Origin of the sequence: Geomonas terrae (genome assembly GCF_004791675.1) — a bacterium.
Lineage (GTDB): Bacteria > Desulfobacterota > Desulfuromonadia > Geobacterales > Geobacteraceae > Geomonas > Geomonas edaphica.
The window spans coordinates 554642-576065 of record NZ_SRSC01000002.1; the positions used below are offsets into that span (position 1 = coordinate 554642).

Sequence of the window (21424 nt, forward strand, 5' to 3'; positions counted from 1 at the left end):
CATTGCAAAGATGCCGCGACCGCGTGACGCTACGGTCGCGGCATCTTTTTATCTGGCGGCGGGCGCCATCTTCGCCAGGAAGGCCCTGATCCTCTTCGCGTTGGTCCCGACATCGCTGATACCGACCCTGGAAACGGAGCGGACGTCGAGGAGGGATCGGTCGCCGGCCGGCACGATCCTTATCGCGATATCGTCCTTGAAACCGAACCAGCGCGTCGTGTCGGTTGCCTCGATGATCCACTCCGCCGGACGCTCGGCCACCACGGTCCACTTCAACTCCCGCGCGATCAAAAGCGCCCTTTTGTAGGCCTCGTCCGCAGGCATCGACAGCACCACGGTCTTGAGATCGGGATAGGCCTTCAACTGCTGTGTCGCTACGTCGATCCCGCCATACCGGACCCCGGCGCCGCGCGCGCTGCTGATGGCCACGAAATGAGGCGGGTTGCTGAGATCGGTGCTTATGTCGTGGATGCGCGGGTAGCTTTGCGCCTGGAAATTCCAGTAAAGCGGAATGGCGAAAGCGAACAACGCCACGATGAGGGCCAGCAAGGAGATGAATATACCCTTGAAGTGCCGCCGCCGGACCGACACGACGGAGGACGCCAGGGCAAGCACGGCGCAACCGAAACCGATGTAGCCGGCGAGTTTTATCATGGTGAAACCGGTTCTGAAGTCCCACAGGTTCAGCCGGGCGCCGGGACCCGATGAGAATAGGAGCAGGAAGGCGCTGGCCGCGCACGCCGCGGCGAAAAACGGCAGCACCATGCTTGTTACTGCGGCTGAAGGTTTCTTCTCTTCCATACGCCCTCCCTTCGTGACGTCACCCCGATGCTATGACACGGCTAGTGCCATTCCACCAAGACGCTACAGCGGCACCCTGAGCCGGGTCCGGTCATGGGACGATACCGGCGACCACGCCGGCACCGTTGGGAAGCTCGATGGGGAGGCGGCGCACCCCCTTCGCTCCAGCCGACTCGAGCATCCCGAAAAGCTCGCTCTCGCTGTAGGACTGCCCGTCCGGAGTGCCAAGCAGCATGTTCAGTGAGAACAGCGCCGGGAAAACCGGGGCGTCCCTCGTATCGTCGAGGATAAACTCCTGTACCAGGATCATCCCTCCCGGTTCAAGCGCCGCGACCGCCTTTTTCAGCACGCTCTGACAGGCATCGGGACCGATGCCGTGCAGCACATGGGAAAGCCAGGCGACGTCAAACCCGCCCGGCAGGTCGTCCTGCTCGAAATCGACGGCGATGAAGCCGATGCGCTCGGAAAGGTCGAAGCGGGCGACGGTCTGCTCTGCGAAACCGCGCGTGGTCGGAAGATCGCAGATGACGGCGTCGAGTCCCGGGTTTTGCCGGCAGAAATGTATCGCGTAGGTGCCGGGGCCACCGCCCAGGTCCATCAGGCGCCTGCGTCCGCTGAGGTCGATCTGCGGCACGATCTTCGGTGCGATCATCTGGGCTAAGTTGAACATCCCCATGAGGAAGCTTTCCCTTGCGCTCTCGGCATCCTCGTGGGAGACGCGCTCACGCACGGGATGACCGGTCTGCACGGCTTCGTCGAGCCTGCTCCACCCGTTCACCAGGTGATGGTGATGCATGATGATGTGCCCGAGGTAGTCGGGTGAGGTGCGGGACAGGAACTTTGCCGCGAAGGGGGTGGCGAGGTACTCCCCTCCCCTCTTTTCGAGAAGCCCCAGTGCCGCCAGGGCATCGAGCAGCATGGCGAGGGCACGGCTGTCGCAGCCGATCGCTTCAGCAAGCCTGAGAGCGGATGACGGCGCGGCGGACAGGGGCGTGAAGACGTTCAGTTTCACACCGGCGTGGAGGGTACAGGTACTCCAGTAGCTTCCGGAAGTCTCAAGCAGTGTCGCGGGCGACCATTCTTTCTTTTCCACACTCCCCCCTGAGGTGCCGAGGTCGCCGTCGTAGGTGCCAAGACGACCATCGTGCTGAAATCATTGAACCCGGCAAGTCTACCCGGCGGCGACATCAGCGTCAAGCAGAGCCGCCGCCGGGTGGCCCATGGAGATGTCCATCGCAGGAAACAAAAAAAGCCCCGGGAAGTCCCGGGGCTTTTTTAAAGGGAGAAGCAAAGTTGGTTACGCTTCGTCGAAAAGCGCGGTGGAGAGGTAACGCTCGGCGAGGTCGGGAAGGATCACCACGATGGTCTTCCCGGCGAACTCGTCCAGGTTGGCGAGGCGGACGGCGGCTGCCGCTGCGGCTCCACTGGAAATCCCGACCAGGAGACCTTCCTCCTTGGTGAGCCGCTTGGCGAATTCGATCGCCTCGTTGCTCTCTACCTGCTCGACGCGGTCGATCAGTGAGAGATCGAGCGTGTCGGGGATGAAGCCGGCACCGATCCCCTGAATCTTGTGCGGGCCGGGGCGCAGTTCCTGACCGGCGAGTTTCTGCGTGATAACCGCGCTTTCCTTGGGCTCGACGGCCACGGCGACGACGTTCTTACCTTTGGTGTGCTTCAGGTAGCGGGCGATACCGGAGATGGTGCCGCCGGTCCCTACGCCGGAGACGATGACGTCGACAGCGCCGTCGGTATCGGCCCAGATCTCAGGACCCGTCGTTTTCTCGTGAATGGCGGGGTTAGCCGGGTTCTTGAACTGCTGCGGCAGGAAGTAACGGGCCGGATCGGAGGCCACGATTTCCTCCGCCTTGGCGATGGCCCCCTTCATCCCGGCGGAACCGGGCGTAAGGATGAGGTTCACCCCGAGTGCGGCCAGTACCCTGCGACGCTCGATGCTCATGGTCTCGGGCATGGTAAGGGTCAGCTTGTAGCCGCGGGCTGCAGCAACGTACGCCAGCGCTATGCCGGTGTTTCCGCTGGTCGGCTCCACGATCTCGACACCCGGCTTGAGCACGCCACGCTCCTCGGCATCCCAGATCATGTTGGCGCCGATGCGGCACTTGACCGAGTAGGCGGGATTGCGCCCCTCGACCTTGGCCAGAACGGTTGCCTTGGCCCCCTTGGTCACATGGTTCAGACGCACGAGCGGCGTGTTACCGATGGATTGGGAGTTATCCAGATAGATACGTGACATGGCGGTTGCTCTCCTTTTTGTTTGGATCCCGGCGCATGGTGCCGGACGCATGGATTTCTTACAGGCGTCTGTATTTTTATATTTAACCTGCAACGTTGTCAACTATTTTATTTATGTTCTTGATAGACAGAGTGTACTTTGATCGATGGTGCCGTTAGATCTGGTAATCATTGACAAAAAAACGAACGTTACGCGGGCGTGCGAAGACCTGCTCCCCCACCTGCAAGGCCAGCCGATCCGCCGCATCACGGGAGAGATCGACCTCGAACTGCTCGCCTCCGGCATGCAGCAGATCGACCCGCACCAGGGGCCCCACCCGCAGTACGCCACGCACCTGGGCCGCGATCGCATCACTCCCGCTACCGTGACGCGAGATGTCGATATCGTGGGAGCGCACGTAGCCGACTGCGGGGCCGTCTGTGCCGGAGGAGGAACCGGAGGCGGGAAGCCGCACCCCTCCGAGTTGAGCCACGCCGTTGTCGATCCGGCCGTGAAACAGGTTGACCTTGCCGAGAAAGTCGAAGACGAAGGGGTTCGCCGGATGGTCGTAGACCTCGCTCGGCGTCCCTTCCTGCTCGACCTTGCCCCGGTTCATCACCACGATACGGTCGGCCACTTCGAGCGCCTCCTCCTGGTCGTGGGTCACGAAGACGCTCGTGACATGGATCTCGTCGTGCAGCTGTCGCAGCCAGCGGCGCAGTTCCTGGCGTACCTTCGCGTCCAGGGCGCCGAACGGTTCATCGAGCAGCAGCACCTGGGGTTCCACGGCCAGCGCACGCGCCAAGGCGACCCGCTGCCGCTGTCCCCCGGAGAGTTGCGACGGGTAGCGGTCCCAGAGATGCTCCATCTGGATGAGCTTCAGCAGTTCGAAGACCTTGCTCCGGATCACCTCCTTGCCCGGCCGGGTCCTTTTCGGTTTCACAGAAAGACCGAAGGCTACGTTGTCGAATACGTTCATGTGCCTGAACAGGGCGTAATGCTGGAAGACGAAGCCGACCTTCCTGTGCCGGGGGTCGTGCAGGCTCGCGTCTTCCCCGTTCAGAAGGACTTTCCCCTCGTCGACGCTCTCAAGCCCGGCGATGATGCGCAGCAGGGTCGTCTTCCCCGACCCGGAGGGACCGAGGAGGGCCACCAGCTCCCCGGAGGGTACCGAGAGGCTGACGTCGTCCAAGGCGGCGAAGGCGCCGAAACGTTTGCTCACATTTTCTATTTCGATGCTCATCTTTTCTCCTTTCATGCCCCGGCTTTTTGAAGCTGGCGCATCTTCCACTCGGTAAACGTCTTGAGCGCGAGGGAAACCAGCGCGAGCAGCGCAAGCACCGAGGCGACCGCAAATGCGGCGACGAAATTGTACTCGTTGTAAAGGATCTCCACCTGCAGCGGAACGGTGTTGGTCGCGCCGCGCACGTGCCCTGAGACGACGGAGACCGCGCCGAACTCCCCCATCGCCCGTGCGTTGCAGAGGATAACCCCGTACAGAAGCCCCCACTTGACGTTGGGCAGGGTGACCCGAAGGAAGGTTTGCAGCCCACCGGCCCCGAGGGTGAGAGCGGCCTCCTCTTCTTCGCGCCCCTGCGCCTCCATGAGCGGGATAAGCTCCCGCGCTACGAACGGGAAAGTGACGAACACGGTCGCGAGCACGATGCCGGGCACAGCGAAGATGATCTTGATGTCGTGCGCCTGAAGCCAAGGTCCCAGCCACCCCTGCAGTCCGAAGACGAGGACGTAGACGAGCCCGGACACCACAGGAGAGACCGAGAACGGCAGATCGATCAATGTCACGAGCAGGCTTTTGCCCGGAAAGGTGAACTTGGCGGTGCACCAGGAGGCGACGATGCCGAAAAACAAGTTGAACGGAACGCAGATAACCGCCGTGACAAGGGTGAGCCTCATCGCGGAGAGCGCATCCGGCTCGAGGAGCGCCGCACGGTACTCCTGCCACCCCTTCGAAAGCGCTTCGGAAAAAAGGGCTCCGAGAGGCAACAGCAGAAACAGAGTGAGAAAGAGCACGGTGCCGCCGACCAGGAGCAGCCGGACGGGGAAGGGCTCGGCGAGAGCCCCCGCCTTTTGGACACGAAAGACGCCGGGATAATGGGAACTGTTCATGTCATTGCTCCGCATAGCGCCTGCTCCATTTCTGCAGCAGGTTCAGTACAAGAAGCAGCATAAATGAGACCAGCAGCATCACCACGGCTACCGCCGTTGCGCCTGCATAATCGTACTGCTCCAGCTTGGTGATGATCAGCAGCGGCGTGATCTCGGACACCATCGGCATGTTCCCTGCGATGAAGACGATGGAGCCGTACTCGCCTACAGCACGCGCGAAGGCCAGGGTGAAGCCGGTGAGGACCGCGGGAAACATCAGAGGGAATACGACCCTCGTGCATATCTGCCACCGGTTCCCGCCAAGGCACGCCGCCGCCTCCTCCACCTCGCGATCGAACTCCTCCAGCACCGGCTGCACGGTCCGCACCACGAAGGGGAGACCGATGAACACCATGGCCAGCCAGATCCCGACCGGCGTGAAGGCGACCTTGACACCGAGCGGTTCCAGCACCTTTCCGAGCAAGCCGTTGGAGGCGAAGATACCGGCCAGGGTGATGCCGGCAACCGCGGTCGGGAGCGCGAAGGGAAGATCGACGAGCGCGTCGAGGATCCTCCTTCCGGGAAACCGGTAGCGGACCAGGGTCCATGCCACGATGACGCCGAAAAAGGCGTTGGTCAGGGCCGCAAGGAGCGCGGCACCGAAGGTGACGCGGTAGGAGGCCAGCACGCGCGGAGCGGCTACGGCGCCTACAAATTCGTCCCAGCTTAGTGTGGCCGCCTTGAAAAACAGGGTGGACAACGGGACGAGAACGACCACGAGCAAGCAGAGGAGCGTGTACCCCATGGTGGGGGCGAAGCCGGGCAGGTTTCCCCACCCGGCGGCGTGACTTTTCTTCAAGCTTCTTGCCATGACATCACCTGCTCGGCCGGTAGATCTGGTCGAAGGTGCCGCCGTCGGCGAAATGCGTCTTCTGAGCCCTGGTCCACCCGCCGAAGGTCTGATCTACCGTCACTAGTCTCAATTTAGGGAAGAGCTTCGCGTATTTGGCGGCCACCTTGCGGTCCGAGGGGCGGTAATAGTTCTGTGCCGCGATTTCCTGACCTTCCTGCGAATAAAGGTATTTCAGATACTCCTGCGCGACCACGCGGGTGCCTTTGCGGTCGACAACCTTGTCCACCAGGGCGACGGGCGGCTCCGCCAGAATGCTGAGCGAAGGAACCACGATCTCGAACCTGTCTTTGCCCAGCTCGTTCACGGCGAGAAACGCCTCGTTCTCCCAGGCGATGAGGACGTCGCCCTGCCCGCGCTGCACGAAGGTGGTGGTGGCCCCCCGGGCCCCGGAATCAAGCACGGGAACGTTGCGGAAGAGCTTGCCGACGAACTCGCGGGCCGAAGCCTCGTTGCCTCCCTTCTGTTTCAGGGCGTAGGCCCACGCGGCGAGGTAATTCCACCGCGCACCGCCGGAGGTCTTCGGGTTTGGTGTGATGACGCTTATCCCCGGGCGCACCAGATCGTTCCAGTCCCTGATCTGCTTCGGGTTACCCTTACGGACCAGGAAGACGATGGTGGAGCTGTAGGGAGAGCTGTTTTTAGGCAGGCGTTTCTGCCAGTCCTTCGGGATGAGCTTCGCCTTGTTGTGGATCTCGTCCACGTCGTAGGCAAGGGCTAGCGTGACCACGTCGGCGTCAAGGCCGTCGATGACCGCCCTCGCCTGCTTTCCAGACCCGCCGTGCGACTGCTTCACGGTGACATCCTGGCCGGACTTCTGTTTCCAGTGCCGTGCGAAGGACTTGTTGAAATCCTGGTAAAGCTCCCGGGTCGGATCGTACGAGACGTTCAGCAGCTCGGTAGCGGCAAAGACGTGGGATGCGTGAAAGAGTGTTGCGACCAGCAACAGCATGACAATACGGTACATTTACTCCCTCCTTTTTGGGCGGCCGCCGCACCTATTCCGGGCAAAGCGGCTCGCGTGTTAATGAGCATTACATGACAAGAACGAGAGATGGTTGCGGCGCGCCCGACACTATCTACTCTACCAAACAAGTAGACATAGCACTAACACTACCCGAATCATCGGGTCAAGTATATTAACAATAAAAGCAGTTCAGTTCACCACCTGACTGCTCAACAAACTCGCAACAAAAGGCATAATAATATAGGCTTACCCCCTCGTAACCTCATATCAAAAAAATACTACTCGCAACGATTTAGTTGATTAACCAGGGATTTCCGCCCTAAAAGATTTCCACACGGCCACACAGTGGTTACCAGATATATTTCTTGACAAAATGAGTAACTAAAACTACCCTCGCACAACCCTTGCGCCGAGTGCTGGTTTAATCGGTGTCTTATAGTTGGAATGGGAGGAGCGACCGTGGGAGTAGTTGACGGCAAATTGAGGTTCGACACGAAGCTGATCCATGGCGGGTCAAGCAGGGACGCTTCCGGCGCCACCAAGACGCCGATCGTTCAGGCGTCAGCCTTCGCTTACAACACCGCAGAGGAACTGGAAGACGTCTTCAGGGGAAGAGCGGTCGGGCAGGTATATACGAGGATCGGCAACCCGACCCTGGAGGGCCTGGAAAAACGCCTCGCCGCGGTTGAGGACGGCATCGCCGCCGTCATCACCTCCTCGGGAATGTCGGCCATCACCACCGCGGTCATGGCCGTGGTGCGCAGCGGCGACGAGATCCTTTCCTCGTCTTCGCTCTTCGGCGGCACCTACTCCCTGTTTCACGACACCCTCTCCAACTACGGCATCACCACGAGCTTTTTCGATCCGGTCGACCTGTGGGCGCTGGAGGCGGGCATCAACGAGCGGACAAGGCTCATCTTCGTGGAGACCATAGGCAACCCGAAGATGGACGTGCCCGACATCGCGGCGTTCTCTGCTGTGGCGAAGAAGCACGGCATCCCGCTCATGGTGGACGCGACCGTCTCGACGCCCTACCTTGCGCGCATGCGCGAGCTCGGCGCCGACATCATCGTCCACTCGACCAGTAAGTACATTAACGGCACGGCCAACTCCATCGGAGGGGCGATCATCGATGCCGGCAGCTTCAACTGGAACAGCGCCCTCTTCCCGCATTTCGAGCCCTTTTACAAGAAGTATCGCAACTTCGCCTTCACGGCCCGGGTGAGAAAGCTGATCCACAAGGACTTCGGAGCATGCGCCGCGCCACTCAACGCCTTTCTCTCCGGTGAGGGGCTCGAGACGCTGTCGCTCAGGATGGAGCGTCACTGCTCGAACGCCATGAAGCTCGCCTCCTTTCTGCACGCGCACCCGAAGGTCGCCTGGGTGAACTACCCGGGGCTTGCCGACTCGCCGTTTCACAACGTCGCCAGACGCCAGTTCAACGGGCGCTTCGGCGGGCTGCTCACCTTCGGCCTTGCCGACCGGGCCGCCGCCTTCCGGTTCATCAACGGCCTCACGCTCGCGAAGAACCTGGCCAACATCGGGGACACGAAAACCCTCGTCATTCACCCGGCCTCCACCATCTGCGCCGATTACACGCCCGAGGTGAAGGCGCTCATGGGTGTCTCAGAGGAACTGGTGCGGGTATCGGTGGGAATCGAGGCACCGGAGGACATCCAGGACGACTTCGCTACCGCTTTGGAACAGGTTTAACGCTGTTTTTTGCCCAATATCTATGCTATCAAACGAGGAGCGCATCTAATGAACCTTATGGTCAACGGCAAACCGGCCAGTATCACCGAAGCACAACCCGTCTCCATCACCTACCTGCTCGAAGCGCTGCAGGTAGAGCAGCGCGAATACGTCACCGTGGAACTAAACGGCGACATCATGGACCGCGCGCAATTCGACGGAACCACGGTGAAAGACGGCGATAACGTAGAGTTTCTTTATTTCATGGGTGGAGGTAGACCGTGAAGCTCACCGAAGAGCAGATCAACCGCTATTCGCGTCACATCCTTCTTAAAGAGGTCGGCGGCAAGGGACAGCAGAAGCTGATGAACGGCCGCGTGCTGGTGATCGGCGCAGGGGGCTTAGGCTCCCCGATCGCCCTGTACCTCGCCGCAGCCGGCGTCGGGACCATCGGCATCGCCGACGCGGACCAGGTCGACCTCTCCAACCTGCAGCGCCAGATCATCCACAGCACCCCGGACGTCGGCAAGGCCAAGGTCCTTTCAGCGAAGGAGAAGATGGTCGCCATCAACCCGGATCTGAACGTGGTCACCTACGAGACCTGGGTCAACGCGGACAACATCCTCTCCATGATCGAGGGGTACGATTTCGTCATCGACGGCACCGACAACTTCGCGGCGAAGTTCCTCATCAACGACGCCTGCGTGCTCGCCGGCAAACCCTACTCGCACGGCGGCATCCTGCAGTTCGACGGGCAGACCTTCACGGTGGCCCCGGGTGAGTCTCCCTGCTACCGCTGCGTCTTCCCGGAGCCTCCCCCCAAGGACGTCATCCCCACCTGCTCCAGGGCGGGGGTCATCGGCGTCCTCCCCGGCATCATCGGGACCCTGCAGGCGACCGAGGCGATCAAGTACCTCCTGGGCATCGGGGACCTTCTGCACGGCAGACTCCTCACCTACAACGCCCTGCGCATGCGTTTCCGCGAGGTTCCCATCCGCAAGAGCCCGAAATGTCCGATCTGCGGCGAGCACCCCACCATCACCGAGGTGAAGGACGAGCTCGACGCCCTGACGGTCTGCGACCTGGGGCACTAGCATGCTGGAGATCCCCAGAGAGATACTGGAGGCGACCATCGCCCAGGCAAAAGAGGGCTTTCCCCTCGAGGTGTGCGGCATGATGGGCGGGGTGGGACACCGCGTCACCACGCGCTACCCGATGACCAACACCGACGCGAGCAACGAACACTTCACCATGGACCCGAAGGAGCAGTTCGCCGCAGTGAAGGCGATGCGCGCCGCGGGCGAGGAGATGCTGGTCATCTACCACTCGCACCCCGAGTCGCCGGCCCGCCCCTCCCAGGAGGACATCCGGCTCGCCCTCACACCGAACGTCTGCCACCTGATCATCTCCCTGGAGAGGCCGGACGAGCCGGTGGCGAAGGCGTTCCGGATCACAGCCGGGGTCGTGGAGCCCGTACAACTTACCATCGCAGGGTAGTCCCCCTACCCTTTGCTATCGAACAGGAGAGCGTTTTGGCAGAACAGAAAATAGATCTGAGGAACCTGAAGGCCGGCGGCTTCATCAAGGAGCGCGGCAAGGATTTGTTCACGGTGCGCCTGCGCGTCCCGGGTGGGAGGCTTTCGGTGGACCGCCTGGCGAAGATCGCCGAAGTCGCGCAGAAGTACGGTAAGGGTTACGTGCACCTGTCGGTGCGCCAGTCCATCGAACTCATAAACGTGAACTTCGCCGATTTCGACACGGTGGTCGCGGAACTGGGCGAAGAGCAGCAGAAGGTCGCCTCCTGCGGCGCCCGGGTCCGCGTGCCGACCGCCTGCGGCGGCTGCGAGTACAACCCCAACGGCCTCGTGGACACCCAGAAGTCGGCCCTTCAGGTGGACGAGAAGCTCTTCGGCACCGCCACCGGCCATCACAAGTTCAAGGTATGTTTCGCCGGTTGCCCCTTCGACTGCCCCAAGTCGGCCATCAACGACGTCGGGTTCCAGGGTGCGGTCTGGCCGAGGCTTGAGGCGGACGCCTGCATCGGCTGCGGGCTGTGCGCGAAATCGTGCGCCGAGGGTGCCCTCGCCATGGCGGATGGCAAGCCGGTATTCGACGCTGAAAAATGCATCTACTGCGGCGATTGCATCAAGGTCTGCCCCACCGGCGCCTGGAGCGCGGCGAAAAAAGGTTACACGGTCCGCATCGGCGGGAAGTGGGGACGCCGTCCCCTGGTTGGAACGCTTTACGCCACCTTCTTACCGGAAGAGCGTGCCGTAGACTTCATCGCCGCCGTGCTTGCCTGGTACCAGGAGAAGGCGGAAGGGGCCGGACGGGTGCGGCTGGGCGACATCATCATCCGCGAGGGGTGGCAGTCGCTGCTTAACCACCTGCGCCGCGACTTCGCCGACTTCGTCGTCGCCGAAACCACCGCTCCGCAGGTCATCGTCAACCAGATACCGCTTCCGAGCCAGGCCTGAAGCACTTATAGAGGAACCTCCATGCAAACCATCGATTTAAGGGGCGTTACCTGCCCGACCAACTTCGTCATGGCCAAACTCGAGCTCGAGGATATCGAGGCGGGGACCACCGTTGAGTTTCTCCTGGACGACGGGGAACCGGTCAAGAACGTGCCGAGAAGCCTCAAGGACGAGGGGCACAAACTCTTGGGCCTCCAAGAACAGGATGGTTACTACACCCTGCTCCTGGAAAAGGGTGCGGATTAAGAGGCGGGCGCTTCAGCGGGAATGAAAGAGATGTCAGAAAGAAAAAGAGTACTAGTGGCGATGAGCGGCGGCGTCGATTCCTCGGTGACCGCCGCTCTTTTGAAGGAACAGGGTTACGATGTGATCGGCGTGTCGCTGCAGCTCTACGACCGTCCCGAGAACACCCCCTCCGGCGGCAAGACCTGCTGCTCGCTCACCGACGTGATGGACGCGGCCCGGGTCGCCAAGAAGCTCGGCATCCCCTTCCAGGTGATCGACATGCGTGAGCGCTTCAAGGAACTGGTCATCGACGACTTCGTGGCCGAGTACGCCTCCGGGCGCACCCCGAACCCCTGCGCACGCTGCAACGAAAGGATAAAGTTCGGCCTGCTCCTCGAGACGGCCGACGCCCTGAACGCCGACCTCCTCGCCACGGGGCACTACGCCCGGATCGAAAAGGACGAGGACGGCGTGTTCCAGCTGTGCAAGGGGCACGATCCCCGCAAGGACCAGACGTATTTTCTCTTCGCCATGAACCAGGAGCAGCTCTCGCGCACCATCTTCCCGGTGGGGAGGATGGAAAAACCGGAGGTGCGCGCACTGGCGGCACGCTTCGGCCTTCCGGTGGCAAGCAAGCAGGAAAGCCAGGAGATCTGCTTCATCCCGGACAACGACTACGTCCGCTTTCTCGAGGAGCGTGGCGTCTCAAACCCCGGCGGCGACATCGTCGACCGTGAGGGGAAGAGGCTGGCAGGCCACGACGGCATCCACCGCTACACGGTGGGGCAGCGGCGCGGGCTCGGCATCGCCTGGAAGGAGCCTCTCTACGTGACGGCGCTTGATGCCGAAAACGCGCGGGTCGTGGTGGGGCCGAAAGAAGAGCTTTTAAGGACAGAACTGCTCGCCGACCAGCTCACCTGGACCGGCGCCCCCATCTCCGGGATATTCCGCGGTGCCTGCAGCATCCGTTACCGGCAGCAGCCGGTTCCTTGCCGCGCCGAGCCGCAGGCGGACGGTGGGCTCAGGATCGCCTTCGACACCCCGCAATCCGGCGTCACCCCCGGACAGGCCGCAGTCCTCTACGACGGCGACCGGGTCGTAGGCGGCGGCTGGATCCTCTGACGCTCAGCTGAGGCGCCTGAAAGAGGCCGCCTTGATCACGGCATAAATCTCGTTGCGCGCCTGGATGGCCAGGTCGTCCGCGGCCTGGACCACCACCTCGGCTATCAAAGTCTCGTGGCCGCAGCGCAACTCCACCCCCACCTTGTTCCCGGACGGAAAGGTGTCCACCACGGTGCATTTCAAAAGGTTTCTGGCGCTTATCGCCTCAGGGTGGCGCGTGAAGAGGATGATATCGCGCGAGGATAGCTCGAAGACCGCCATCGGCTCCTCGTCCCCGGCAGAGATGAAGAGTTCCTCCAACCCCCACCGGTACACGTACAGCCCACCCATCTTGCGCAGTTTCTCCAGCTGCAGCACGTTGATGTAACCCACCTGGCTCCCCCCCATCCGCTCGCGCGCGAGTTCTTCCGGCGTCGTCTGCGCCAGCACGCGGCCTCCCGCCATCGAGATGACCCGGTCCGTCATGAGCCGGATTTCGAGGAGCGAGTGCGAGATGAAAAGATAAGGAATCCCGAACCTTTCACCGGCACGTTTCAGGTAATGGATGATCTGCAGCTTGAGGCCGTCGTCGAGCGCCGAGAGGGGTTCGTCCATGAGCAGGAGGTGCGGATTGGCGAGGATGGCGCGCCCGAGCGCCACGCGCTGACGCTCCCCTCCCGAGAGACGGTTCACGCCGCGCCCCAGGAGTTCACCGAGCTGGAGCACCGATACCAGCGTGGCAAAATCGACGCTGCGCCGCCCCACCCCGCTCCTTTTGTACCCGTACCTTAAGTTCGCCTCGACGCTTAGGTGCGGGAAGAGGCACGCATCCTGGAAGACGAGCGAGATGCAGCGCCGCTGCGGTGCTACGTTGATCCCCCTTTTGCTGCTGAACAGACACTCCCCATCCAGCCATATCTCTCCCTCTTCAGGCCTCTCCAGTCCGGCGATCAGCTTTACCAGGGTGGACTTGCCGCTTCCGGAGGCGCCGAAGATGCCGACCTGGCTCCCTGACGCAGTGCAGTCGAGGTCGAGATTGAAGGATTCTGCGAAACTCTTGCGCACCTTCAGAGTCAGCTCCATCAGGTCCTCCTTGCCAGGCGTTTGACGAGCGCCTCGTGGCCCGCGAGCACGAACACGGAAATGCCGACGGCGACGGCGCACAAAGAAAGGGCGGCCCGCTCTCCGCCGGGCGAGGAGGCGTAATCGTAGATGGCTAGTGGAATGGTTTGGGTGCTGCCGGGCATGTTCCCGGCAACGATGATGGTGGCGCCGAATTCGCCGAGGCTTCGGGCGAACATGAGCGAAGCGCCGGAAACGACGCCGGAGACGGACAGGGGGAGGATCACGGAGAGTAGCGTGTCGATGGGCCCGGCACCCAGGGTGCGCGAGGCCTGCACCAGCCTCCCGTCTATCCCCTCCATGGCGATCCTGATGGACCTTACCAGAAGCGGAAAGCCGACGATGGCCGACGCCAGCACGGCGGCCTTCCACGTAAAGATGAGGCGCACGCCGAAAAGATCCAAAAGAGGCGCCAGCCAGCCGTTTCTACCAAGGGAGACGAGCAGCAGGTACCCCATGACAACGGGAGGCAGGGTGAGCGGGAGGTTCACCAGCACCTCAAGGAGCACCTTGGCCCGGAACCGGAAGAAGGTCATCAGGTAGGCGTATAGAAAGCCCAGGGGGAGGCTGATCAGGGTCGCCGTGAGGGCTACCTTGATGGAGAGGATGATGGCGTCGCAATCGGCACTGCTCAGAAGGGGCATGGCTCACCTCGCTGTGATGCCCATCTTCTAGCAGGTTCCGTTCCAGATGTGGTAAACGGTAAAAACGCCTGTTTCAGTGGAATTCTAAGTGCTGCGGCAAAAGTGGGCGGGCCTGCACCGTGGGCGTTTGCTGAAATTTAAAGCAGCGCGGCGGCAAATGCGCCCCTTCCATCGCGAAGAGGGGCCATGAACTAACAAAAGCAAATCCCCCCTGTCCCCCCTTCGCAAAGGGGGGAACGTAAGGCTCATGCAGCGCTTCGTCGTAGCACCAAGCTACTTCAGAAAATCCAAGAAAAAGGGGACGGCCGCATGCAAGGCCGTCCCCTTTTCCGCTGACAATATGTCAGTCGCCTCAGCCGACGAGCCTGAACCGGCTCACGATGCGCTCGAGGTCCTTCACGCACCCGGTGAGCTGGGAGGCCTGCCCCGCGCACTGGTGCGCCCCATCGGCGGTCCCCTGCACAAGGTCGGTGATCTGTCTTATGTTGCCGCTGATCATCCCGGTGGTCGCGGTCTGCTCCTCGGCAGCCTGAGCGATCTGCACCACTTCTCCCGCCACGGCATTCACCTGCTCGAGGATCTCCTTTAGCGCCGTGCTCGACTTGGTCGCCTCGGCAGTGCCGTTTTCGACCTCGTGCACCCCTTCCTCCATGGCGTAAACGACCTCTTTGGTATCGGACTGGATCGCCTTGATCATGTCGGCGATTTCCCTCGTCGCTCTGGTGGTCCGCTCAGCAAGGGCCCTCACCTCGTCGGCGACGACGGCGAAACCCCGCCCCTGCTCGCCGGCACGGGCCGCCTCGATGGCTGCGTTCAGGGCGAGGAGGTTGGTCTGGTCCGCAATGTCCTCGATGGTCCCGATGATGAGCCCGATCTGATCGCTGCGTTCTCCGAGCTGTTCGACGGTCGTGGAAAGTCCTTTTACCCGCTCGGCGATGCGCTGCATCACGGTGATGGTATTGCCTACCACCGACACGCCCGTTTCAGCGATGTCGCTCGTGGTGCGCGAATTGTCTGCTGCGTGTTGGCAGGTCCGCGATATCTCCTGGGACGTAGCCGCCATTTCTTCGCTGGCGGTGGCGATGGTGACGGTCTCGGTGGCGACGACCCCGGCGTTGCCCGCTATCTGCCCGGAGGCGACTGAGAGCTGATCCGCAGAGGTGACGAGGGTGATCGAGGTGGCGTTGATCTGGTGCATCACCTCGGCGAAACGCTCGACCATCGTCTTCATGGTCTCCATCATCACCCTGACGCTCCCCCTCCCCTCCACGGCGACCTGCACGGAGAGATCGCCCCCCGCAATGCGCTCGAGCACCGAGGTGCAGGCCGAGAAAGATCCCTGGATACTCCTGATGATGAAGAGGCTCAAGAGCACGCAGCCGAGGGTGACCGCGATGCACATGACGATGAGCACGGCAAGCGAGCGCGATAGCTCGCTGACGGTCGTTTTTTCCAGGGCACTCCCCTTGCTGTCGGCGATTTGCACGAGCTTGTCGATAGTCGCCCGGTGTTCCTCGTACAGGCCGGTGAGCCTGGTCAAAACCTCGCCGGCCTTGGACGCATCACCCGAGGTGACGGCAGGAAAGAACTCGTCCGTCGCGGTGCGGTAAAACTGCTCCGCAGGCCGGTAGGAGGACTCAACGAGCAGGGTCTTCTCCTCGCCTGCGGCAAGTTCCTTGACCCAGAAGGCGTGGCGCTCTTCGTATTCACCCTTCAGCTTCTTGAACGATTCCTGCAGTTTTTGCAGCTTGGCGGGGTCGGTCTCACGGGAAGCCTGCAGCACGACGAGATAGGACTCGATGATGTACTCGGGAGGGGGGAGTATGTCGGCAACGAGATCCTTTCCCTGGACAAGCTGGGCGTAAATCGGGCCGTTCACCTTTACCCTGTTTATGATGGAATGCGCCGTAATGGATACCAGGATCAGTCCCGCGATTGAGACTGCCGCCATGGTGACGATTAGTTGCAGAATGCTGAACCTTGATACTTGGGACTTGCTCATCGTTACCTCACAGAGGGATTGGTTCACTCCGTCAACCGTTATCGGCTTCCCACTGGAGGTGCTTGAGGTAAAAAATGCGGTGCTTTTACCGTGACTGCAGGAGGGTGCCCCTCAGAAGAGTCAAAGCGGCCTCCTCGCCGACCTCGGCTGTTATGGCCTCCTTCCCTTTTTGCAGCATCTCGGCGAGACCTTCGGGACGATGAGCGTCGCTGCCGATGCAGGAATAGAGACCGTGACGCAGAAACAGTAGGGCACGCTCCCGGACCTCGTTCCCGTAACGTCCGGCGAAGCTGCCGAGGTTACCCTGAAACACGCAGCCCGCGCGCTTCGTAGCCATGATCGTCGAGTCGTCCGACAGTTCGGAGGTTTTCTGCCATCCCATAACGGAGAAAAGCGCTCCATGCAGACCGTGCTCGCGCACCTGCGGTTCGAAGGCGCGGCACCGCTCCGGGTGCGCGATCAAGGGTTCAAGGCCGAGCCGGAAGAATCTCTCCACCATGGAGGAGAGCAGTTCCGGGCCGTCCCGAAAGGGGACCTCCACCAGCATCCTCCTGTCCTCCGGCCTGGCGTGGACCGATTCGAGCAGCAACTCGGGCAGAAACTCGTCGAGATAATGCTCGCACCCCGGTACGAGTTGAAGAGGGATGCCGGCGTCGTTTAGATGCCCCTGCAGCACGCTCACCGCGCTGGTAACGCGGGCGGGATTATTCTCAAAGCAGCCGCGGATCATGTGCGGCGTGCAGACTACGGTACGGAAACCGAACTCACTGAGGATCCTCGCCATGGCAAAGGACTCTTCGAGATCGGTTGCGCCGTCGTCAACGGCAGGCACGATATGGCAGTGATAGTCGGTAAAATCTTTCTCCATATAGTTTCTGTAGCACCTATGCCGGTCGAAGTCAAAAATCACCAGTGAAAATTGCCGTTTCTCCTCGCGATCAGAGCATGTAACGCTGGCAGTCGCAGTATGGCACTTGCCTTTGCCTTCTCCGCCGATAAAATTGAGCCTTGTGCAAGGGGGTAAAAATGGAGAAGTCCTTCCTCGAAGCGACACAGCTAAGCAGTTTCCTTGAGAAGCTACGGCTGTTCGGCGAACTGCACGGTCCGACAGTGACCGATGCCGGAGTCGCCACCTTCGCACCCATTACGGCTCCCTCACAACTTCGCATCAATTACCGCAGAACCCAGATCCCCCCAAAGAAATACCTGCTCCCCTTCCGGGAGCAACTCCTGAGCTACCGGGACGGGCGCTACGCTGAACCCGCCGAAGCCCAGCCCCCCATCGTCCTTTTCGCCCTTCATCCGTGCGACCTGGCCGGGATCGCCTACCTGGACCTTGTCTTCCTCGGCGACAACACCGATCCGGGGTATGCGGCGCGCAGGGCGCGGCTCACCCTGGTCGGCATCTCCTGCGAGCCTGATGATTTCTGCTTCTGCTCTGCTCCGGATTCCGCTGCCAACTGCGACGCATTCCTCACGGCGGTTGAAAGCGGATACCTCTTCTCCGCGGTTACCGCGCGGGGGGAAGAGATTGCCGCGGCGGCAGCTGATCTCTTCAGCGCAGCCGACGTCCCTCAGCCGGTGGCAGCGCAGCATCCGGGAACTGGCGTCGCCCCCCAGGATCCCGAACTGCGCTTCTCGGACAACCCGCTCTGGCAGAAGTTCGCCGACACCTGCGTCTCATGCGGTGCCTGTTCCGTCTGCTGTCCCACCTGTTACTGCTTCGACGTGCGTGAATATCCCGCTCTCGACGGCGGGGGAGTACGCATCAGGGAGTGGGACAACTGTTTCTTCGCGACACACGGAGAGGTGGCGGGCGCGAACTTCCGCCCCACGCGTCTCGACCGACTGCGCTACCGTTTCCTGCACAAATACTGCGGCTTCACGCCGCTGCAGGGCACCACCTCGTGCGTCGGCTGCGGACGCTGCAAGGCCGTCTGCCCAGTCGGCATCGACCTGCGCGAGCTCTTCAGTGCGGCACGTGGGGAGATGTCGCCATGAACGAGAGGGTAAAAGACATGCACCTGCCGTTCACCGCCCGGCTTATCGAGCGGCATGAGCTCACCGAGGATACATCCCTCTTCCGTATCGCCCCCGAGGGGGCGGCCCTCCCTCAGCTGTCCCGTTTCGTCCCGGGTCAGTTCGTTCAGATCTCCGTTCCCGGCGCGGGAGAAGTCCCGATTTCGCCGGCCGACCTCCCGGGAGAAGACGGGACGCTTGAACTGTGCGTGCGCCGCGTGGGACACGTGACCGAGCTGTTGCACCAACAGCTCCCGGGAGCACCGCTCGGCATCCGCGGTCCTTTCGGCAACGGATTCCCTCTGGAGGAAATGACCGGCCATCCCGTTCTCTTGCTCGCCGGTGGCCTCGGCATTGCTCCGCTACGCTCACTACTCATGCACCTTCTCAGGCACCGCGACCGTTTCGGCGAGATCACCCTGATGTACGGGGCGCGCCAGCCAAGGCTCATGATGTTTCGCGAGGAGATGGCGGCACTCGCCGCACGCGGGGAGATGCGGCTGTACCTCACCGTCGATTTCGCACCGGAAACGAACGGCATCCAATCCTGCGCGGTCGGGCTGCTGCCTGATCTACTGAAGGGGTTCCGCTTCGACGCACCGGCGACCTACGCTGCGGTGTGCGGTCCCCCTCCCCTGTACCGCTGTCTCATCGCCGATCTCGAGCAGGCGGGGGTGGCGCCGGGGCGTATCATGCTGAGCCTCGAACGCAGGATGCGCTGCGGCATTGGGCGCTGTTGCCACTGCGCCATCGGGCAGAAACTCTGCTGCGTGGACGGCCCGGTCTTACGGGCCGGCGAATTAAAAGACATACCGGAGGCGCTGTGAAACCTGTAAGGCTTGCCATAGCAGGACTCACCGCCTGCTCCGGTTGCCAGCTCACCCTGCTTAACTGTGAGGATGAGCTCCCGGATGTGCTGCGTCGCTTCGAGCTCGTTTATTTCCCGATGGCGCAAAGCGGCGGCCGCCGCGAAGGACCGTTCGACGCCGCCCTCGTCGAGGGCGCCGTTTCCACACCGGCAGATCTTGATATGCTCTTCAGTCTGAGAAACGCGAGCCGCCTGCTCGTGGCGTACGGAACCTGCGCCGCTTTCGGCGGCGTCGCCGCCATGAACAACGGCCAGTCACAGAGACAGGAACTGCTCCAGACCGTGTACGGGAGCGAGGCGAGCCTGCCTGAGAGCTTCGCCCCGGCCCCCTTCGGTAACTTCGTGAGTGTGGACTGGACCATACGCGGCTGTCCTCCCGAGAAGGAGGAGGTCGTAGAACTACTCGCCGCACTCCTTGCGGGGACCCTCCCGCCGGTCCGGTCCTACCCGGTCTGCACCGAATGCCGCAGCAGGGAGAACCTCTGCCTCCTTTTGGAAAAAGGGGAGCTGTGCCTTGGGCCCGTCATACAGGGTGGATGCAACGCGCGCTGCCCTGCTACGGGCATCGTCTGCGAGGGTTGCCGCGGCCCGGTGCGAGAGGCGAACGTGGCACAGGAACTGGAGCTTCTGCTCGAGCGGGGCTTTGGCCGCGAGGAGATCGAGCGCAGGATGAACAGGTTCAAGCCGGGGTGGGACTATGGGCAGCGTCGTTGAAATAAACCCGTTGACGAGGCTCGAGGGGCACGGCAGCGTGAAGGTCTTCCTTGACGGCGCCCGCGTCGAGCGGGTGGAGCTGCACCTGAGCGAGTCCCCTCGCCTTTTCGAGGCCCTCCTGGTCGGGAAGAGCTACGCCGAGGTCCCCGACATCGTGTGCCGCATCTGCTCGCTATGCTCGACGGTACACAAGGTCACGGCGCTGCTCGCCGTCGAAGACGTCCTCGGCATCGAGGTCTCCGAGCGGACCTCGCTCACCAGGGAGCTCATGCTGAACGGGGCTACCGTCCAGGACCACGCGCTACACCTTTATTTCCTGGTGCTCCCCGACCTCCTCGGCGTTCAGGGTGTCGCAGAGCTTGCCGGCGCGGCGCCGGAACTCGTCAAGCAGGGACTAGCCATCAAGAAGGTCGGGAGCCTCATCCAGGAGACGATCGGGGGGCGCCTGATCCACCCGGTGAACATCCGCCTTGGCGGGCTAGGACGCGTGATCCCGAAGCCTGAACTTACCCAACTGAGAGACGAGTTGCGCCTGGCGCTCCCCGCCTGCCAGGACGTCTGCCGGCTCTTCAGTACCCCGTTTCCCTTCCCCAAACTCCCGGAGCCCGCCTTTCTCGCCCTCGAGCCTTTATCGGCCCCACTTGCCTCGCGGCGCTTGCGCCTCAGTCGTGACCGCTCTTTTGCCGTAGGGGAATACCGGGAACATGTCGAGGAAACGTTTCTTGCGCACTCAAACGCGAAGCTTTCAAAGGTGATGGGGGTGGAGGCGACCGTGGGGGCCCTGGCCCGCTTGCATCATGGCCCCACCTTGAGCGACGGCGCACGTGAGATTTTCAAGGCACACAGGCATGAACTGATCGGGAAGGACATACGGGGCAACAACCTGGCCCAGGCCATCGAACTCTACGACGCTGCCGAGCGCGCCCTTCAACTCGTCGACCGTCTATTGGAACTGGGACCCGGCCCCGATGCCGGCGTCGCTGCGTCGCCGCGCGGCGGCACGGGAACCGCGGCCTGCGAAGCACCGCGCGGGGTGCTGATTCACAGCTATACCTTCGACGACGCAGGCATTTGCACGCAAGCCGATGTGATCACCCCAACCGCCCTGAACCAAGGTGCGATGGCTCGTGACCTGCTGGCGCTCGCGCGCGGCATGGAGGGTGAAGAAACGGCGCGCATGACCGCCGCGCTCGAACGGCTGATCCGCTGTTACGATCCGTGTATCTCGTGTTCGGTCCACACCTTCCCACTGTAGCTGCGCTAACCGGTGCTGACTCGGGGCGCTGCAAGGAAGCAACTTTTGTTGCACCCCGACACGGAACAGGACATCCCGGCAAAGGGCAACTGTCATACCAACAAGCAATAAAACTGGTCAGACAGGTCCTTCTAGCCGCTATGACGAAAGGGAAAAGACGGCGAAATAATTGCCGCTTTACGGAACAGTCATAATTGAAAAAAATGCAGTTTTACAGTCATTTACATCAGATGAAATTAATTTCATCTCCGTGTTGACTCTCTCTGGAGCGTTGCTACAATACCATCAAGC

22 protein-coding genes are annotated in these 21424 nt (G+C 61.9%); 11 read left to right on the top strand and 11 right to left on the bottom strand.

Annotation, left to right across the window (positions count from 1 at the left end; genetic code table 11):
* Positions 1-48 precede the first annotated feature (48 nt).
* From E4633_RS09630 to E4633_RS09660, 7 genes are all read right to left on the bottom strand, one after another.
* Positions 49-801, bottom strand: a complete 753-nt coding sequence (locus tag E4633_RS09630) for a DUF1499 domain-containing protein (RefSeq protein ID WP_135870032.1) — start codon at positions 799-801, stop codon at positions 49-51.
* 91 nt (positions 802-892) lie between these two features.
* Entirely contained in the window at positions 893-1894 is a 1002-nt protein-coding gene (locus E4633_RS09635) for a methyltransferase (protein ID WP_135870033.1), read from the bottom strand.
* Between the two features lie 204 nt (positions 1895-2098).
* On the bottom strand, positions 2099-3052 hold the full coding sequence (gene cysK, locus E4633_RS09640) for a cysteine synthase A (protein WP_135870034.1): 954 nt from the start codon (positions 3050-3052) through the stop codon (positions 2099-2101).
* Positions 3053-3206: 154 nt separating this feature from the next.
* Entirely contained in the window at positions 3207-4274 is a 1068-nt protein-coding gene (locus E4633_RS09645) for a sulfate/molybdate ABC transporter ATP-binding protein (protein ID WP_135870035.1), read from the bottom strand.
* Positions 4275-4285: 11 nt separating this feature from the next.
* Complete coding sequence (gene cysW / locus E4633_RS09650) at positions 4286-5158, bottom strand: sulfate ABC transporter permease subunit CysW (protein ID WP_135870036.1); 873 nt, start codon at positions 5156-5158, stop codon at positions 4286-4288.
* Between the two features lies 1 nt (position 5159).
* Positions 5160-6008: a sulfate ABC transporter permease subunit CysT gene (gene cysT / locus E4633_RS09655; protein WP_135870037.1), complete on the bottom strand. Its 849-nt coding sequence runs from the start codon at positions 6006-6008 to the stop codon at positions 5160-5162.
* A gap of 4 nt (positions 6009-6012) precedes the next feature.
* On the bottom strand, positions 6013-7014 hold the full coding sequence (locus E4633_RS09660) for a sulfate ABC transporter substrate-binding protein (RefSeq protein WP_135870038.1): 1002 nt from the start codon (positions 7012-7014) through the stop codon (positions 6013-6015).
* 459 nt (positions 7015-7473) lie between these two features.
* On the opposite strand from E4633_RS09660, the gene E4633_RS09665 reads away from it, so the two are divergent.
* Genes E4633_RS09665 through mnmA form a run of 7 tightly spaced genes read left to right on the top strand, consistent with a single transcriptional unit; the run spans position 7474 to position 12530 of the window.
* On the top strand, positions 7474-8727 hold the full coding sequence (locus E4633_RS09665; protein ID WP_135870039.1) for an O-acetylhomoserine aminocarboxypropyltransferase/cysteine synthase family protein: 1254 nt from the start codon (positions 7474-7476) through the stop codon (positions 8725-8727).
* A 48-nt stretch (positions 8728-8775) separates the two neighbouring features.
* Positions 8776-8991, top strand: a complete 216-nt coding sequence (thiS, locus tag E4633_RS09670; protein WP_135870040.1) for a sulfur carrier protein ThiS — start codon at positions 8776-8778, stop codon at positions 8989-8991.
* Positions 8988-9800 (top strand): HesA/MoeB/ThiF family protein, encoded by an 813-nt coding sequence (locus tag E4633_RS09675; RefSeq protein WP_135870041.1) that lies wholly within the window; start codon positions 8988-8990, stop codon positions 9798-9800. Before thiS ends, E4633_RS09675 begins: the two co-directional genes overlap by 4 nt.
* Position 9801: 1 nt before the next feature.
* On the top strand, positions 9802-10203 hold the full coding sequence (locus tag E4633_RS09680; RefSeq protein ID WP_135870042.1) for a M67 family metallopeptidase: 402 nt from the start codon (positions 9802-9804) through the stop codon (positions 10201-10203).
* Between the two features lie 35 nt (positions 10204-10238).
* A complete protein-coding gene (locus tag E4633_RS09685) occupies positions 10239-11183 on the top strand; it encodes a 4Fe-4S dicluster domain-containing protein (protein ID WP_135870043.1) in 945 nt (314 codons plus the stop codon).
* 21 nt (positions 11184-11204) lie between these two features.
* Positions 11205-11429 carry a sulfurtransferase TusA family protein gene (locus E4633_RS09690; protein ID WP_135870044.1) on the top strand — a complete coding sequence of 75 codons (225 nt, stop codon included), beginning with the start codon at positions 11205-11207 and terminating at the stop codon, positions 11427-11429.
* Positions 11430-11459: 30 nt separating this feature from the next.
* Entirely contained in the window at positions 11460-12530 is a 1071-nt protein-coding gene (gene mnmA, locus E4633_RS09695) for a tRNA 2-thiouridine(34) synthase MnmA (RefSeq protein ID WP_135870045.1), read from the top strand.
* A gap of 3 nt (positions 12531-12533) precedes the next feature.
* On the opposite strand, the gene modC is transcribed toward mnmA, so the two are convergent.
* From modC to E4633_RS09715, 4 genes are all read right to left on the bottom strand, one after another.
* The gene (gene modC / locus E4633_RS09700) at positions 12534-13592 is read right to left on the bottom strand and encodes a molybdenum ABC transporter ATP-binding protein (RefSeq protein WP_135870046.1); all 1059 of its coding nucleotides are present in this window, start codon (positions 13590-13592) and stop codon (positions 12534-12536) included.
* Complete coding sequence (gene modB, locus E4633_RS09705; RefSeq protein WP_135870047.1) at positions 13592-14275, bottom strand: molybdate ABC transporter permease subunit; 684 nt, start codon at positions 14273-14275, stop codon at positions 13592-13594. The genes modC and modB overlap by 1 nt, the downstream gene beginning before the upstream one ends.
* A 352-nt stretch (positions 14276-14627) precedes the next feature.
* Complete coding sequence (locus tag E4633_RS09710) at positions 14628-16277, bottom strand: methyl-accepting chemotaxis protein (protein WP_246038002.1); 1650 nt, start codon at positions 16275-16277, stop codon at positions 14628-14630.
* 85 nt (positions 16278-16362) lie between these two features.
* On the bottom strand, positions 16363-17145 hold the full coding sequence (locus tag E4633_RS09715) for a tyrosine-protein phosphatase (protein ID WP_135870048.1): 783 nt from the start codon (positions 17143-17145) through the stop codon (positions 16363-16365).
* A 158-nt stretch (positions 17146-17303) separates the two neighbouring features.
* On the opposite strand from E4633_RS09715, the gene E4633_RS09720 reads away from it, so the two are divergent.
* Genes E4633_RS09720 through E4633_RS09735 form a run of 4 tightly spaced genes read left to right on the top strand, consistent with a single transcriptional unit; the run spans position 17304 to position 21133 of the window.
* Positions 17304-18278 (top strand): 4Fe-4S dicluster domain-containing protein, encoded by a 975-nt coding sequence (locus E4633_RS09720; RefSeq protein WP_135870049.1) that lies wholly within the window; start codon positions 17304-17306, stop codon positions 18276-18278.
* On the top strand, positions 18275-19123 hold the full coding sequence (locus E4633_RS09725; RefSeq protein ID WP_135870050.1) for an FAD/NAD(P)-binding protein: 849 nt from the start codon (positions 18275-18277) through the stop codon (positions 19121-19123). Before E4633_RS09720 ends, E4633_RS09725 begins: the two co-directional genes overlap by 4 nt.
* Positions 19120-19878: an NADH-quinone oxidoreductase subunit B family protein gene (locus E4633_RS09730; RefSeq protein ID WP_135870051.1), complete on the top strand. Its 759-nt coding sequence runs from the start codon at positions 19120-19122 to the stop codon at positions 19876-19878. The genes E4633_RS09725 and E4633_RS09730 overlap by 4 nt, the downstream gene beginning before the upstream one ends.
* A complete protein-coding gene (locus E4633_RS09735; RefSeq protein WP_135870052.1) occupies positions 19862-21133 on the top strand; it encodes a Ni/Fe hydrogenase subunit alpha in 1272 nt (423 codons plus the stop codon). The genes E4633_RS09730 and E4633_RS09735 overlap by 17 nt, the downstream gene beginning before the upstream one ends.
* Positions 21134-21424: the final 291 nt, after the last annotated feature.

Coding starts and splice junctions, on each gene's coding strand:
- E4633_RS09680 (WP_135870042.1), top strand. CDS start 9,802: ATGCTGGAGATCCCCAGAGAGATACTGGAGGCGACCATCGCCCAGGCA.
- E4633_RS09715 (WP_135870048.1), bottom strand. CDS start 17,145: ATGGAGAAAGATTTTACCGACTATCACTGCCATATCGTGCCTGCCGTT.
- E4633_RS09735 (WP_135870052.1), top strand. CDS start 19,862: ATGGGCAGCGTCGTTGAAATAAACCCGTTGACGAGGCTCGAGGGGCAC.
- modC (WP_135870046.1), bottom strand. CDS start 13,592: ATGGAGCTGACTCTGAAGGTGCGCAAGAGTTTCGCAGAATCCTTCAAT.
- cysW (WP_135870036.1), bottom strand. CDS start 5,158: ATGAACAGTTCCCATTATCCCGGCGTCTTTCGTGTCCAAAAGGCGGGG.
- thiS (WP_135870040.1), top strand. CDS start 8,776: ATGAACCTTATGGTCAACGGCAAACCGGCCAGTATCACCGAAGCACAA.
- E4633_RS09725 (WP_135870050.1), top strand. CDS start 18,275: ATGAACGAGAGGGTAAAAGACATGCACCTGCCGTTCACCGCCCGGCTT.
- E4633_RS09710 (WP_246038002.1), bottom strand. CDS start 16,277: ATGAGCAAGTCCCAAGTATCAAGGTTCAGCATTCTGCAACTAATCGTC.
- E4633_RS09720 (WP_135870049.1), top strand. CDS start 17,304: ATGGAGAAGTCCTTCCTCGAAGCGACACAGCTAAGCAGTTTCCTTGAG.
- cysT (WP_135870037.1), bottom strand. CDS start 6,008: ATGGCAAGAAGCTTGAAGAAAAGTCACGCCGCCGGGTGGGGAAACCTG.
- E4633_RS09690 (WP_135870044.1), top strand. CDS start 11,205: ATGCAAACCATCGATTTAAGGGGCGTTACCTGCCCGACCAACTTCGTC.
- E4633_RS09645 (WP_135870035.1), bottom strand. CDS start 4,274: ATGAGCATCGAAATAGAAAATGTGAGCAAACGTTTCGGCGCCTTCGCC.
- E4633_RS09660 (WP_135870038.1), bottom strand. CDS start 7,014: ATGTACCGTATTGTCATGCTGTTGCTGGTCGCAACACTCTTTCACGCA.
- cysK (WP_135870034.1), bottom strand. CDS start 3,052: ATGTCACGTATCTATCTGGATAACTCCCAATCCATCGGTAACACGCCG.
- mnmA (WP_135870045.1), top strand. CDS start 11,460: ATGTCAGAAAGAAAAAGAGTACTAGTGGCGATGAGCGGCGGCGTCGAT.
- E4633_RS09630 (WP_135870032.1), bottom strand. CDS start 801: ATGGAAGAGAAGAAACCTTCAGCCGCAGTAACAAGCATGGTGCTGCCG.
- modB (WP_135870047.1), bottom strand. CDS start 14,275: ATGCCCCTTCTGAGCAGTGCCGATTGCGACGCCATCATCCTCTCCATC.